Here is a 12,747-nt window from a genome sequence, read left to right on the forward strand (position 1 = left end):
AATTACCTATTAAAAAACTGTTCCCTAATCACGAGATGAATCTCATAATCAAGAAACAGTAAATTAATACACTAATTTCAAAAAATAGAAATATTTATCTTTTTAATTTAATATATATATATATATATATATATCTAAAAATCGTATAAAAACCTTCTTACATCATGCCGCCCATTCCACCCATGCCGCCCATGTCAGGCATTGCAGGAGCGTCTTTTTCTGGCTTGTCTGCGATGACGGCCTCTGTTGTGAGGAACATCGCTGAGACAGATGCTGCGTTTTGGAGTGCTGAACGCGTCACTTTCGCTGGGTCGACGATACCATGTGCGATCATGTCGACATATTCGCCAGTTGCCGCGTTGTACCCGACACCGACTGACTCGTTCTTAAGTTTCTCGACGATGACCGAACCTTCTTCACCCGCGTTTTCCGCGATTTGACGGACCGGTGCTTCGAGTGCACGAAGGACAAGTTTGACACCAGTCGCTTCATCCGCTGTCACTTCTACAAGCAACGCACGAACGGCTGGGATGACGTTGATGAGTGATGTACCACCACCCGCCACGATTCCTTCTTCAACGGCCGCACGTGTCGCGTTGAGTGCGTCTTCGATGCGGAGTTTACGCTCTTTAAGCTCAGTTTCCGTAGCTGCACCGACTTTGACGACGGCTACGCCACCTGCGAGTTTCGCGAGACGCTCTTGGAGTTTTTCACGGTCGAAGTCAGACGTTGTTTCTTCGATTTGGTTACGGATCGTTTGAACGCGTGCTTTGATCGTTTCTTCGTTCCCGGCACCTTCGACGACAGTCGTTGTGTCTTTTGTGACGACGACTTTCGATGCACGACCGAGCATGTCGAGTGATGCCGATTTAAGGTCGAGACCTAGGTCTTCTGTGATGACTTGACCACCTGTGAGTGTCGCGAGGTCTTCGAGCATCGCTTTACGACGGTCACCAAACCCTGGTGCTTTAACGGCTACCGCGTTGAACGTACCACGGAGTTTGTTCAAGACGAGTGTCGCGAGTGCATCGCCTTCGATATCTTCAGCGACGATCAAGATCGGCTTCCCTTGTTGCACGACTTGCTCGAGCACTGGGATGATTTCTTGAATGTTTGAGATCTTCTTGTCTGTGATCAAGATGTAAGGGTTGTCGAGTGACGCTTCCATCTTGTCAGAGTCTGAGATCATATATGGTGATAAGTATCCACGGTCGAACTGCATCCCTTCAACGACGTCGAGTTCTGTCGTGAAGCCGCGTGATTCTTCGATTGTGATGACACCGTCGTTACCGACGCGCTCCATCGCTTCTGCGATCAATTCGCCGACTTCTTCGTCCGCTGCCGAGATGGCCGCAACTTGTGCGATCGCTTCTTTTGACTCGATTGGTTTCGAGATGGCTTTCAACTCTTCAAGCGCACGTGTGACCGCTTTGTCGATCCCTTTACGAAGGATCATCGGGTTCGCGCCCGCTGTGACGTTCTTGAGCCCTTCACGAATCATCGCTTGTGCGAGGACTGTCGCTGTTGTCGTACCGTCCCCTGCGACTTCGTTCGTCTTCGACGCGACTTCAGCAACGAGTTTCGCGCCCATGTTTTCGAAGCGGTCTTCGAGTTCGATTTCTTTCGCGATTGTCACACCATCGTTCGTGATGAGTGGTGAACCGAATTTTTTCTCGAGGACGACGTTACGTCCTTTTGGTCCAATTGTTACTTTGACTGCGTCAGCGAGTGCGTCGACGCCGCGAAGCATCGCGTGACGTGCATCTTCTGAGAATTTGATATCTTTTGCCATCGTTCATTTCCCCCTAAAAAAGTTTTTGAATAATGGTGCTTAGCCTACGATTGCGAGAATATCGCTCTCGCGAACGATTAAGTACTCTTTTCCATCATGCTTCACTTCGGTACCTGCGTACTTCGAGTAGATGACCAAATCATTTTCTTTCACGTCGAGATCGATGCGCTTGCCTTCGTCCGTCACGCGGCCTGTACCGACTGCGACGACTTTCCCTTGTTGCGGCTTTTCTTTCGCCGTATCAGGAAGCACGATGCCCCCGATCGTCTTTTCTTCTTTCTCCACGACTTCGATGATGACACGATCGCCTAGTGGTTTTAACATGGAAAAACCCTCCTCCGAATATGAATGATGTAATGTGTATCGTAAGGTTTTAGCACTCAGTTAAAAGGAGTGCTAACATTGATAAGTGTAGTATGAGCCGATTAAAAAATCAAGTGGGGAACATTAAAAAATGCTCTTACTCGCGGTCAAGAGAACTTATTTGTTACAATGAGAAAAAGGTAGGTTCACTCTTATATTAAGGACGTGTTGAATTGGCTACACTAAACTCAAACCAATCGATAAATACCCGTTTTTCGATGGCGCCTAACATTCGTCTCCGGCACCTCACCCCGATTTTACTATATGCGTTCGTCCAGCTATTCCCGCTCGTCCTCAGCGAAGTACGACCGGAATGGCTAACAGAAACGTTCGTCGGGCTCTGGCTCGCCATCGGATTCGGTGTGACGATTGTTCTGTCAATCTTGCTCATCTGGCCAGACTTGAAACAATACAAAGCCCAAGGTATCCAGTCGAACTTGAACGACACGGTCAAATGGATCGGGCTCGGGATTTTGATGCAATACGGGCTCGTCATCGTGGCGAACTTGATTGAGACGGCCATCTCGGGCGAACTTGTCGAATCGATGAACACACAAAACATCGCTGATATGGTGGAAGTTATTCCACTCATGATTTTGCCGGTCGTCTTGCTCGGACCGATCATCGAAGAGATTCTTTTCCGTCATATTTTGTTCGGGAACTTGAACGCACGCTTTGGGTTCTGGATTGCCTTTGGTGTCAGTTCGATTTTATTCGCACTCATCCACCAAGATAATCGATTCCTCGTGTATATCGCGATGAGTTTCGCGTTCTCTTACGCGTATGCGAAGACAAGACGATTGATCGTTCCGATCGCCATCCACGCGTTTAACAACGCGCTCGTGATGCTCGTACTATTTTTAATGTAGAAATGAGGTGGCAGTTATGCCGCGACAATTAAAAGTGATGATGCTCTTCAGTCTATCGTTTGGTGTGTTGTTCACCGTCCTCGCGTACTTCTCGGTACAAGAGTACGGTTTCAGCTTCTGGACGTACTTTATCATCGCCGTCGCCGCTTACGACTTTTTCAAAGTATATCAAATCTTGGCACTCGCCCGAAAAGTCAAAAAAGAAGGCACGGACAAATCCGCATAATGAAACCCCGAGTCTTATGAGCTCGGGGTTTTTCTTATGGTTGTAACTTTCGATTGATCCTGTATCTCTTCTTGATAGACACTTCGAATGAGAAGTCCGCGCAGACCGAACAATACACCTAATGCAACATAAATGGTATCAATCAATGAGAGTTGTGGTTTATCTAAGAAGAAATTAATGACCACGCCAATGACCAGCAAACCGTAAATCGTGATGTTCATGAGTGTCGCATCGACTTGTCTCATGATTCTTTTGCTCACCTTTTCCTCAAGCTTTTCAATTTCTTCGTGTCGATAGCCATAGATGGTGAACCCTAGCCCCGTGAGTGACAAGGCGACGAATTCACCATCCCATAGCGCAAACAAAAACAGTCCTACAAAAAAAATCATAAACCCAATTAGTAACTTCTTACGCACAATATCTCTCCTTATGATGGAATCCATAGTTTCGCAAAATCAAAATAGCCGAACAAGTCGACACAGACGTCCTTCAGCTCGACCGGGAACGGAATGGTTCGCTCCTCGTTATAGAGCGGGATGAAGTACGACTTCTCTTTCAACTCGCGCTCGATCTCCCGGTGCAGCGACAACCAGTCTTCAAACGGCAGGTCATCATATTGTCCGATCCGTTCCGCCATCCCCTCGATATAAGGGAACACTTTATGTGGGGGCGAGTACTCGTTCGTCATGAACTGTTCAAACCCGAGCGTGATGTTCCGCTCGAACACTTCTCCGTGAACCACCAAATCAACGTATTCATAATACGTCTTGTCATGAATCGAATCTTTAAAGCTGATGGGCACGAACTCATAAGCAATGCCGTGACGCGTCAACATCTCGGCAATCCAGTCGGTCGTATCGTTCGTGAAGTCCGTCTGTTTGATGCGAATCGGTCGGTCGAACGAGACAGGTGTTCCTTTTGGAATGCGATACGTCTCGCTCATCGAACCGAGAAACCCTCGGTCGTTCGGCGTTCTCCGTTCATTCAACGTCCCAATCTCCGGTCGAATCTCCGCAATCAAGCGATGCATATAATGCCGCGCCTCTTCATTCGCGAACACACTATTCGGATGACTGTTCAAGATGACAAGCCCGAACCCAGACGGTGTCGAGATGTGTCCAGTTTCTTTGGAATCCCTTGATGAGATCCGATACGTCGGATCGTATCCGTCCGGCACTTTGATGAACTCGACCCGGTCCAGGAGTGCCCGCACCCCGAAATAATTCTCGAAGGCGAGGAGGACCGTCTTCTCCTTGTCATGGCGATCCAATTGAAACGGCCCAGTCCCGACACTTCCTTTGGCGATACTCGTATGGATCATCGACAGTTTCGGGATGTACGAATTCCGTCGCCGGTCGAGCGTGACGTCGACGCGATACGTGCCGTTCGATGCGATATGCCGGACGTGCCGATACATATAGCGATACGCATCTGACTGAACGAGCATGCGCAGACTCTTCGTCACATCTTTACTCGTCATGAGCGACCCGTCATGGAAACGGACCCCTTTCCGAAGAAACAAGACGAGCGTACTCCCCTGCCATTCATAGTGATGCGCAAGTTCCCCCGTGACCTCCCCGGACGCGTCAATCATGAACAGACGATTGAAGACGTTCTGGACGAGGTGGGCACTGTGGATGTCAGCCGCCTCGAGCGGATGTGTCGTCAAAAAGTGACGGCGTCGCGGGATGATGAGTGCATCGCTCGACGTTTGGACGTAACCGAACTTCTTCTCGAGCTGGCGCATGAACCGTCCTGCCTGCGCAGGCGACCAGTCCCACTCCAGTTGATTCGTCACTGCCTCGACCGACTCTTTCTCCATGCGGTCAAGCAACTGTTTTGCCAAATCACGCTCGACGTGTCGTAGCCATTCGAGACGCGTCAAATTTCCCCGTCCGCGTCCACTCGTATACGTGAGCCACCCTTCTTCTTGCCACCGTGCCAAATGACGCTTCGTCTGTTTCGGGCTTAAATGAATGGCTTCCGCCATATCGGAAATCGTGTACGCCCCATCCCGACACTCTTTCCACAATCGAAATAAATATGCATCCACGTCACATCCCCCCTTAAAAGTGGACATCATTTCCCCATGTCGTCCATTTTTCAAATCTGTTGTCTTGTTTATCATACAGGTACAGAATGGAAGGTGACAAGATGAAATGGAAAGATATACCTAAACCAATAAAAGTTCGACTCGTGACATCATTTTTTAACCGTTCGGTCTCATTCGCCATCATGCCGTTCATGGCACTTCTCTTTGTCAAAGCGTTCAACGAATGGATAGCGGGAGTCTTCTTGATCTCGCTCGTCTGTCTCGGATACGTGATCGGGTTAATCGGGGGATACCTCGCCGATAAGTTTTCAAGAAAGCGACTTCTCGTGTTGACGGCCAGCCTCACGGCATCGATGTTTCTCGTCATGACGCTCAGTCTTCAGTTCGACCAGATGATCGTCTTTATGATCGCCTATACGATTTTCACGGTCACGAATAACCTCGGGCGGCCTGCGATGAGTGCCATCATCATCGACGCGACAACACCTGAGAACCGAAAAGCCGTTTATGCGCTCGATTACTGGTTGATCAACCTCTCAATCACGATCGGGACGGCACTCGGGGGCTGGCTCTATGTCAGCAACCAACTGTTACTGTTTTGGATTTTGACGTTCACGTCGAGCATGTTGCCGATCGCGTACGCCATCTTCCTCGAGGACACGAAACGGACGTGGACCTCTCAAAAGCTTCGCCTCGTCTTCGTCGACGTGTTCCAAAGTTATCAAATCGCCTGGCGTGACCGCCCGTTCGTCAAAGTCGTCTTCGGCTCGATGTGTATCCTCGCTGCCGAGTTCTCAATGGGCAGTTATGTCGCGGTCCGGCTCGCCGATTCATTCGAACCGCTCTCGATTGAATCATGGACAATCAACGGGGTGCGGATGATGAGTCTCATTCAAATCGAGAACACGCTCATCGTCGTCGTGTTGACATTCTTCATTCAACGTCTCGCCTCACGTTTCTCAAACAAGCATACGCTACTCGGCGGACTCGCGTTGTACACGATCGGGTACGCCGTCATCACGAGCGCGAACTCGATGATGCTCCTCCTCGGTTTCATGCTCATCGCAACGTTCGGCGAATTGTTGTACTCGCCCGTATTGAATACGGAGAAGGCGAACATGATGCCAGAAGACCGACGTGGTGCGTACTCGGCGTTTGCCGGAACGTCGTTCGCCGGCGCCGACTTCTTATCACGCTCGACGATTTTAATCGGGTCGCTCCTCACCCCGTTCATGATGAGCGTCTACATCGGACTGTTGGTCAGCTTCGGTTGCTTCCTCGTCTATAGCGGAATTTATGTAAAAGAAAAGCTCGTTTTACGACGAGCGGCTTCCTAAATAAAACCCATCCTTTCTCAGCGAAGGGATGGGTTTTATTCGAGCTGTTGTTGGTGCATCGCATAGATCAAGGTCAACGCCCGGATGCAGAAGATTGTCGAGAAGCCATAAATGCTCAGTTCGAGCAACGAAACAGAAGGATATTGTAGGCCAAGGGAGACCACATAGCCTACCAAACAAAGCAAGACGACGAATGTGATCGTCCACTCATCCGACTTCCGCTTCATCTTCTCGGCTAACCCCTTCTCTTCTTTTTCTACACGCTCCCGTTGCCAAAAGTAAAAGAAAACTGCATACATCGCAAACGAGATTCTCGGCACGTCGCCTAAGAGTAAATCAAAAATGATGAGACTTAAAAATAAGTATGTCCCTAATTGATAACCGCTCTTCATTTGAAGTCGCGAACGCAGTGGTCTGTTCGTCATAATCCAATCACAGCTACGGTCAACCCACCGTAGACGAACCCGAGCACGATGGCACTGATGGCCATGCGCTTATATTGTGGATATTGATAAAGGGCAATCGCCCCACCAACGACGTGAACGAAGGCGACGATGAACGTCAAAATCGGAAAAAGCATAAAAGAACCTCTTTTCTTTTTAGGAAATCATGGAAACAAATCCATTTTCCGATATACTTGAGTGCGAACTCATTATAACAATTATGGATAAGGAGTTGGAGTCCTATGTATGATTCGCGTATGGATTTGACGACAGAAGAAATGTTACTCGTGAACAGCGAAGTCGAAAAACGAAAACGTAGCTTGCTCGTCGCCTACTTGCTTTGGTTTTTCCTCGGTGCATTTGGTGCGCACCGTTTCTATTTCAAAAAAATCGGTTCAGGAATCGCCATGGTCCTACTCGTCGTCTTGACGCTCGGTCTCGGTGCATTCATCACAGGCATTTGGGCACTCGTCGATGCGTTCCTCATGCCAGGTTGGCAACAACGGGAAGTCGAGCAGATTGAGCGCGAGACGATTGAGCTGCTTCAAACACGCTCTGATCGCTATACAGGTTTTTAATCAAAAAAGACGATTGAGGCATATCGCCCCGATCGTCTTTTAATTTTCTGTTAAGTAGAAGGCGAAGTCCCGTGATTTTCTCTCTTTCACCGCATTATGAATCCAGAGCCACGCCAACCCTTCCAACTCACGAGCAAGCTTCAGCCCATGGAGCGGATGCGTATCGAAGCCGATCTTGTTCGATAGTTCGACGACAAGCCGCACCGCTTCCTCATCTTCACCCGCGACGAACATGACGGAGCCATCCGGATCGCCTAAATTCTCGACCCCTGTCTGATTGAACGCCTTCACAACTTTCGTATCAGGAATGAGTCGCTGCAAATACTCCGCACCCGACACCCCGTCCGGTCGCTCGACTTCGTTAAATTCGATGGCGATTGGATTCGTCACATCAATCAATACTTTCCCATCCAGTCCGTCGAGTGTCGGTAACAGGTCGACTGCGGCCGCGAACGGCGTACAGAGCAATAGGACATCGCTTGTCGAGGCGACCTCTTGTAGCGTCAATGTCCCTTCCCGCTCCGTCCGTGTCCCGTACAGCACCTCATAGCCTGCTCGTTCGAACTGCTCCCCGAGCGTACGTCCCACTTTCCCGGCACCTAAGATCCCGAGTTTCATGTCTCACAGCTCCTCGTCTGTCCGCGTGACTGTCCCTCCGAACTCTTCTGCAAGCCCGTCTAAAATCGATGGATCGAATTCATCCCCGATGGCCATGACACCCGTCTGACCCGGTTCGATGTTACCGACCGTCCGTTTGAACGTGTCTTGGATGCCTTGTAAATGTTTTACGTCTTTCGTGCCGCCGATGAGACCACCTGTTAGTGTCCCGAACAGGATACCGAACGGACCTCCGAGGATTCCAACCGCCATCCCGATGAGCGCACCTTTCGTCGACTTATTGACCGGTGCGAGCTGCGCCGCATCCTCGAACGAGAACGCCCCGTTCTCTTCGCGCTTGATGACGACCAATTGTTCAAAACCGACGAGCCCATCCGAATGGTACTTTTTCAGCTTACTGAACGCCTGATACGAGATTGATTCTTCTGGGAACGTGAACGTGACGATGTGATACGGTTGTTTTTCCTTTTTAGCCATGAAAAATTCCTCCTTTAGGTAGAAAACATGACACGCACTTACCCTACTCTTTTTCCCTGCTTTTCCGTAAAAAAACCTAGTCCGCAGACTAGGTTCAGGTCGGTCGTTTTTCATTCAACTCGTAGTGCGAATATGGTACACAGAGCGGTGTCCCGTATAGCGGATCCTCGGTCACCACGACTTTGAGACCAAATACATCTTTCATGAACGTCTCATCGACGACATCGTTCGGACTGCCTTCACGATACACGTTACCGCCAGCTAATGCGATAACATGATCGGCATAGCGACAGGCCAAGTGAAGGTCGTGAAGTACCATGATGATTGTCTTTCCTTCCAATCGGTTCAATCGGTACATCAAATCCAAAATCTCGATTTGGTGCGACATGTCCAAGTATGTCGTCGGTTCATCGAGCAAAATCGTCTCCGACTCTTGAGCGAGTGCCAACGCGATCCATACCCGTTGCTTTTGTCCTCCGGAAAGGTTGCTGACGAGCGTGTCACGGAGCGATACCGTATCGGTGAAGGCGAGTGCCCGCTCGACGGCCCGTTCATCGTCTTCCGAATATCGTTTGAAGAACGTCTGGTACGGATAACGCCCGAATCTTACGAGCTGTTCGACGGTCAGTCCATCCGGTGCCACGTTCACTTGTGGCATGAATGCCATAAGTCGAGCCGCCTCTTTCGCTCGATACGAATCGAGCGGTTTGTTCCGAAATGCGATCTCCCCGCCTAGTGCATCTCGCTGTCTCGCAAGCGTCGAGAGGAGCGTCGACTTCCCGCAGCCGTTCGCGCCGAGAAGGACGGTGATTTTCCCATGTGGGATGGAGAACGATAATTGTTCGAGCACCGTCTTCTGTTCATATCCGATGGTTACGTGTTTCAAATCAAATGTGTTCATCTCATGCTTCCTTTCATCATCCGTCGAAGTAAGTAGAAGAAATACGGTGCTCCGATGACGGCTGTCATCACGCCGGTCCGTAGTTCATACGGATAAAAAATCGTCCGAGCGAGTACGTCCGCCAACACGACAATCGTCGCCCCGACAAGTAGCGTCGCCCAGATGTAAGGGAGCTTCAACCCTTGTCGGGCGATATGAGGTGCCATCAACCCGACAAACCCGATTGCACCGACAAAGGCGACACCGATGCCGGCGAGTAAACAGGAAAGCAACAACGTCCCACGCTGAATCCCGCGTACCGGTACGCCGATGCTCGTCGCTGTCGCTTCACTGATATGGAGCGGACGAACATGACGTTCAATCAAGAAGGCTGCCAGTAAAAAGAGAAGGACGAACGGAATCATGATCTTCAATTGATTCCACGTCGCGGCGTAGACGGTACCGGTGAGCCATTGTTGGATATCGTTCTTTCGGTAGACGTTCGAGGCGAGCATCATGAACTGAACGATTCCTTGCGAGAAGATGCTGATTCCGATCCCGACAAGTGCAAGCCGGACAGGTGGGACTCCACGTTTCAACAAATAGAAGAGGAACATCCCGACAACAATTGCCCCAAGGAACGAAGCGATGGGGATATAGGCGAGCGGCACTGACAGCTGATTCGTTCGCTCATCGGAGAAAACCGTGAAGAACGTGGCCGTCGCAACCCCTGCGCCACCGACAATCCCAAAAATCTCCGGGGATGCCAATTCGTTTTTGATTGTCAGTTGTAACAAGTGACCACTGACAGCGAGACTCGCGCCGGCGGTGATTGCCATCAACACACGTGGCATCCGAAACTCGAAGACGACGAGTTGCTCGAATGCATCCCCTGCTCCAATGAACAAGGCAGCGAGTGAGGCGGGACTGAGGAATGTGTCACCGATGGCGAGCCCGAAATAAATCGACACGAGCAATCCGACGACAAGTAGAAGCGCCAACTCGATTTCACGCTTTCGGAGCGTGAACGAGACAGGACCTTTTCGAAAGCGATATGTTTTCATGATTTAAAGACTCCTTGTCTGACACTGACGAGATAGATGAAGAATGCCCCACCGATGACGGCGAGTACGACCCCAACGGTCACTTCGCGTGGGAACAGGATAACGCGTCCCAGAATATCCGCCGCAAGCAATAGGACGCTACCGATGAGAGCACTTCCGGCGAGACGAGCGAAAAATGCCGTCCCGAACAGATATTTCGCCAAATGCGGAGCGAGCAGACCGACAAATGCGATTGGTCCTGCAAGTGCCACCCCGAATGCGGAGAGCACGACGGCGAGCGTCACGGCGACGAACTTGATGATGCCGACATTTTGTCCGAGTGAACGGGCGACCTGGTCTCCGAGCGATAACGTCTCTAACTCTTTACTGAGCAAGAGAACGAGAATGACCGCCCCCGCCATCCATGGCAACAACGTCTCGACGAGCGTGAGCGATCGTCCGGCGACCGACCCGGTCAGCCAGAACAGCACCTCATCGAGCGCGCCTTCCTCATACGCGATGATCGACTGGGTGAAGGAACTGAATAGAGCGGCAAGCGACGCCCCGGCAAGCGTCATATACATGACGTTCCCTCCGTTCGCACTCAGTAGATAGACAATCACGCCGGCAATAAACGCTCCGATGAGCGAGGCTGTCGTGAACGAGGCGATACTACTGAACCCAAAAAGCGTCACGAGCACGATGGCCAGACTCGCTCCGGCGTTTACCGCCAAAATATCAGGAGATGCGAGCGGGTTGCGGGTCACGAGTTGAAAAATGAGCCCGGCGAGACCTAGGACACTACCGACGAGTAGCGCGACGACCGTCCGTGGGATACGGTTGTCGGCTAAGGCAATCATCGCTTGAGATCCCCCGTCCGCTTGGAACGTCATCACATCTTCATGACTGACCGCAATCACACCGACGCGCAAGGAGATATAACTTAGAATAGGTAAACAGATGATCAAGAAAAGTAATTTGATCCAAGGTTTTTTCATGTCCTCACTTCTTTCCTTTCCTACCATAGCAAATATTGCGTTCCATAAAAAGGGGTTGACAGTGAGAATCATTATCACTTATAGTCAGGAAGGAAAATCACCTACATAGAGGAGAATTGTAATGAAAAAATGGATGCTCGCGTTACTTACGCTTTGCTTAACCGTCGTCCTCGCTGCTTGCGGCGGGTCTGACGATACAGAGAACGATACAAGTTCAGAAACAGCGACTCGCTCGATTGAGCACGCGATGGGAACGGCGGACGTACCTGAAAACCCGGAACGCGTCGTCGTCTTGACGAACGAAGGGACAGAGGCCCTTCTCGCCCTCGGCGTCAAACCAGTCGGAGCCGTCAAATCTTGGAACGGTGACCCGTGGTACCCGCACATCGAGTCTGAGATGACAGACGTCACGGAAGTCGGGACAGAAAGTGAAGTCAACTTAGAGGCCATCGCGAAACTCAAGCCAGATCTCATCATTGGGACGAAACTTCGTCAAGAGAACATTTACGACAAATTGAACGCAATCGCACCGACGGTCATGTCAGAGACTTTGAAAGGTGATTGGCAAGAAAACTTCGCCCTTTATGCGAACGCACTCAACCTAGAAGAGGAAGGCAATCAAGCGTTGGCCGACTACGAACAGCACGTCGAAGATACGAAAGCAGAACTCGGAGACGCCGTGAATAAAGAACTCTCGGTCGTCCGCTTCCTTCCTGGCGAGTCACGCATCTACTTCAATGACAGCTTCTCCGGCGTCATCCTTAACGATGTCGGCATCAAACGTCCAGCGTCACAAGATAAAGCGGAATTCGCTGAGCCAGTCGCGATGGAACGAATCCCAGAGATGGCGGGCGACCACATCGTCTACTTCACATATGGTGGAGCAGACGGGTCGAAGACAGCCGAAGAATGGCAATCGAATCAGTTGTGGAAAGACCTCGATGCTGTCAAAGCAGGGGAAGTGACAGAAGTCAGTGATGACATTTGGAACACGTCTGGTGGCGTCTTGTCTGCCAACCAAGTGCTCGATGAACTCGTCGACATTCTAAAATAAATCAAAAGCGCGCCAA

The 12,747-nt window shown here is 50.4% G+C and carries 16 protein-coding genes; 5 read left to right on the top strand and 11 right to left on the bottom strand.

The features are described from left to right. Positions 1-157: 157 nt before the first annotated feature. Positions 158-1,792, bottom strand: coding sequence for a chaperonin GroEL (groL, locus tag ACFO4U_RS14430; RefSeq protein WP_215244415.1), 1,635 nt, complete (start codon positions 1,790-1,792; stop codon positions 158-160). A gap of 39 nt (positions 1,793-1,831) precedes the next feature. Then, a complete protein-coding gene (gene groES / locus ACFO4U_RS14435; protein ID WP_015880602.1) occupies positions 1,832-2,116 on the bottom strand; it encodes a co-chaperone GroES in 285 nt (94 codons plus the stop codon). Between the two features lie 212 nt (positions 2,117-2,328). Here groES and ACFO4U_RS14440 point away from each other — a divergent pair, with 212 nt between their 5' ends. Beyond that, the gene (locus ACFO4U_RS14440; RefSeq protein WP_078146181.1) at positions 2,329-3,024 is read left to right on the top strand and encodes a CPBP family intramembrane glutamic endopeptidase; all 696 of its coding nucleotides are present in this window, start codon (positions 2,329-2,331) and stop codon (positions 3,022-3,024) included. A gap of 16 nt (positions 3,025-3,040) precedes the next feature. Then, positions 3,041-3,250 carry a YdiK family protein gene (locus ACFO4U_RS14445; RefSeq protein ID WP_015880600.1) on the top strand — a complete coding sequence of 70 codons (210 nt, stop codon included), beginning with the start codon at positions 3,041-3,043 and terminating at the stop codon, positions 3,248-3,250. A gap of 14 nt (positions 3,251-3,264) precedes the next feature. On the opposite strand, the gene ACFO4U_RS14450 is transcribed toward ACFO4U_RS14445, so the two are convergent. Both ACFO4U_RS14450 and ACFO4U_RS14455 read right to left on the bottom strand, forming a co-directional pair. Next, positions 3,265-3,666 (bottom strand): hypothetical protein, encoded by a 402-nt coding sequence (locus ACFO4U_RS14450; RefSeq protein WP_215244416.1) that lies wholly within the window; start codon positions 3,664-3,666, stop codon positions 3,265-3,267. 11 nt (positions 3,667-3,677) lie between these two features. After that, positions 3,678-5,303: an ABC transporter substrate-binding protein gene (locus ACFO4U_RS14455; protein ID WP_215244417.1), complete on the bottom strand. Its 1,626-nt coding sequence runs from the start codon at positions 5,301-5,303 to the stop codon at positions 3,678-3,680. A gap of 101 nt (positions 5,304-5,404) precedes the next feature. Between ACFO4U_RS14455 and ACFO4U_RS14460 the strand changes: the two genes are divergently transcribed. After that, positions 5,405-6,640 (top strand): MDR family MFS transporter, encoded by a 1,236-nt coding sequence (locus tag ACFO4U_RS14460; protein ID WP_215244418.1) that lies wholly within the window; start codon positions 5,405-5,407, stop codon positions 6,638-6,640. Positions 6,641-6,675: 35 nt separating this feature from the next. Here ACFO4U_RS14460 and ACFO4U_RS14465 read toward each other — a convergent pair whose 3' ends face one another. Both ACFO4U_RS14465 and ACFO4U_RS14470 read right to left on the bottom strand, forming a co-directional pair. Beyond that, positions 6,676-7,065, bottom strand: a complete 390-nt coding sequence (locus ACFO4U_RS14465; protein WP_215244419.1) for a hypothetical protein — start codon at positions 7,063-7,065, stop codon at positions 6,676-6,678. Beyond that, positions 7,062-7,220 carry a hypothetical protein gene (locus ACFO4U_RS14470; RefSeq protein ID WP_015880595.1) on the bottom strand — a complete coding sequence of 53 codons (159 nt, stop codon included), beginning with the start codon at positions 7,218-7,220 and terminating at the stop codon, positions 7,062-7,064. The genes ACFO4U_RS14465 and ACFO4U_RS14470 overlap by 4 nt, the downstream gene beginning before the upstream one ends. 105 nt (positions 7,221-7,325) lie before the next feature. Between ACFO4U_RS14470 and ACFO4U_RS14475 the strand changes: the two genes are divergently transcribed. Then, a complete protein-coding gene (locus ACFO4U_RS14475) occupies positions 7,326-7,661 on the top strand; it encodes a TM2 domain-containing protein (protein WP_074032574.1) in 336 nt (111 codons plus the stop codon). A gap of 39 nt (positions 7,662-7,700) precedes the next feature. On the opposite strand, the gene ACFO4U_RS14480 is transcribed toward ACFO4U_RS14475, so the two are convergent. From ACFO4U_RS14480 to ACFO4U_RS14500, 5 genes are all read right to left on the bottom strand, one after another. Continuing rightward, positions 7,701-8,279 carry an NADPH-dependent F420 reductase gene (locus tag ACFO4U_RS14480; RefSeq protein ID WP_214691569.1) on the bottom strand — a complete coding sequence of 193 codons (579 nt, stop codon included), beginning with the start codon at positions 8,277-8,279 and terminating at the stop codon, positions 7,701-7,703. 3 nt (positions 8,280-8,282) lie between these two features. Next, entirely contained in the window at positions 8,283-8,756 is a 474-nt protein-coding gene (locus ACFO4U_RS14485; protein ID WP_015880592.1) for a hypothetical protein, read from the bottom strand. A 94-nt stretch (positions 8,757-8,850) separates the two neighbouring features. Then, complete coding sequence (locus ACFO4U_RS14490) at positions 8,851-9,657, bottom strand: ABC transporter ATP-binding protein (RefSeq protein ID WP_215244420.1); 807 nt, start codon at positions 9,655-9,657, stop codon at positions 8,851-8,853. Beyond that, positions 9,654-10,700, bottom strand: a complete 1,047-nt coding sequence (locus ACFO4U_RS14495) for a FecCD family ABC transporter permease (RefSeq protein ID WP_031424511.1) — start codon at positions 10,698-10,700, stop codon at positions 9,654-9,656. The genes ACFO4U_RS14490 and ACFO4U_RS14495 overlap by 4 nt, the downstream gene beginning before the upstream one ends. After that, positions 10,697-11,677 (bottom strand): FecCD family ABC transporter permease, encoded by a 981-nt coding sequence (locus tag ACFO4U_RS14500; RefSeq protein ID WP_215244421.1) that lies wholly within the window; start codon positions 11,675-11,677, stop codon positions 10,697-10,699. The genes ACFO4U_RS14495 and ACFO4U_RS14500 overlap by 4 nt, the downstream gene beginning before the upstream one ends. A 121-nt stretch (positions 11,678-11,798) precedes the next feature. Here ACFO4U_RS14500 and ACFO4U_RS14505 point away from each other — a divergent pair, with 121 nt between their 5' ends. After that, positions 11,799-12,731: an ABC transporter substrate-binding protein gene (locus ACFO4U_RS14505; protein ID WP_074034815.1), complete on the top strand. Its 933-nt coding sequence runs from the start codon at positions 11,799-11,801 to the stop codon at positions 12,729-12,731. Positions 12,732-12,747 lie beyond the last annotated feature (16 nt).

Origin of the sequence: Exiguobacterium profundum, assembly GCF_042652865.1 — a bacterium.
Taxonomy (GTDB): domain Bacteria; phylum Bacillota; class Bacilli; order Exiguobacteriales; family Exiguobacteriaceae; genus Exiguobacterium; species Exiguobacterium profundum.

Bases quoted from the DNA above. Each gene is read 5' to 3' on its own strand.
- ACFO4U_RS14500 (WP_215244421.1), bottom strand. From the start codon at position 11,677: ATGAAAAAACCTTGGATCAAATTACTTTTCTTGATCATCTGTTTACCT.
- ACFO4U_RS14470 (WP_015880595.1), bottom strand. From the start codon at position 7,220: ATGCTTTTTCCGATTTTGACGTTCATCGTCGCCTTCGTTCACGTCGTT.
- ACFO4U_RS14475 (WP_074032574.1), top strand. From the start codon at position 7,326: ATGTATGATTCGCGTATGGATTTGACGACAGAAGAAATGTTACTCGTG.
- ACFO4U_RS14465 (WP_215244419.1), bottom strand. From the start codon at position 7,065: ATGACGAACAGACCACTGCGTTCGCGACTTCAAATGAAGAGCGGTTAT.
- groES (WP_015880602.1), bottom strand. From the start codon at position 2,116: ATGTTAAAACCACTAGGCGATCGTGTCATCATCGAAGTCGTGGAGAAA.
- ACFO4U_RS14485 (WP_015880592.1), bottom strand. From the start codon at position 8,756: ATGGCTAAAAAGGAAAAACAACCGTATCACATCGTCACGTTCACGTTC.
- ACFO4U_RS14490 (WP_215244420.1), bottom strand. From the start codon at position 9,657: ATGAACACATTTGATTTGAAACACGTAACCATCGGATATGAACAGAAG.
- ACFO4U_RS14460 (WP_215244418.1), top strand. From the start codon at position 5,405: ATGAAATGGAAAGATATACCTAAACCAATAAAAGTTCGACTCGTGACA.
- ACFO4U_RS14445 (WP_015880600.1), top strand. From the start codon at position 3,041: ATGCCGCGACAATTAAAAGTGATGATGCTCTTCAGTCTATCGTTTGGT.
- ACFO4U_RS14495 (WP_031424511.1), bottom strand. From the start codon at position 10,700: ATGAAAACATATCGCTTTCGAAAAGGTCCTGTCTCGTTCACGCTCCGA.
- ACFO4U_RS14480 (WP_214691569.1), bottom strand. From the start codon at position 8,279: ATGAAACTCGGGATCTTAGGTGCCGGGAAAGTGGGACGTACGCTCGGG.
- ACFO4U_RS14505 (WP_074034815.1), top strand. From the start codon at position 11,799: ATGAAAAAATGGATGCTCGCGTTACTTACGCTTTGCTTAACCGTCGTC.
- groL (WP_215244415.1), bottom strand. From the start codon at position 1,792: ATGGCAAAAGATATCAAATTCTCAGAAGATGCACGTCACGCGATGCTT.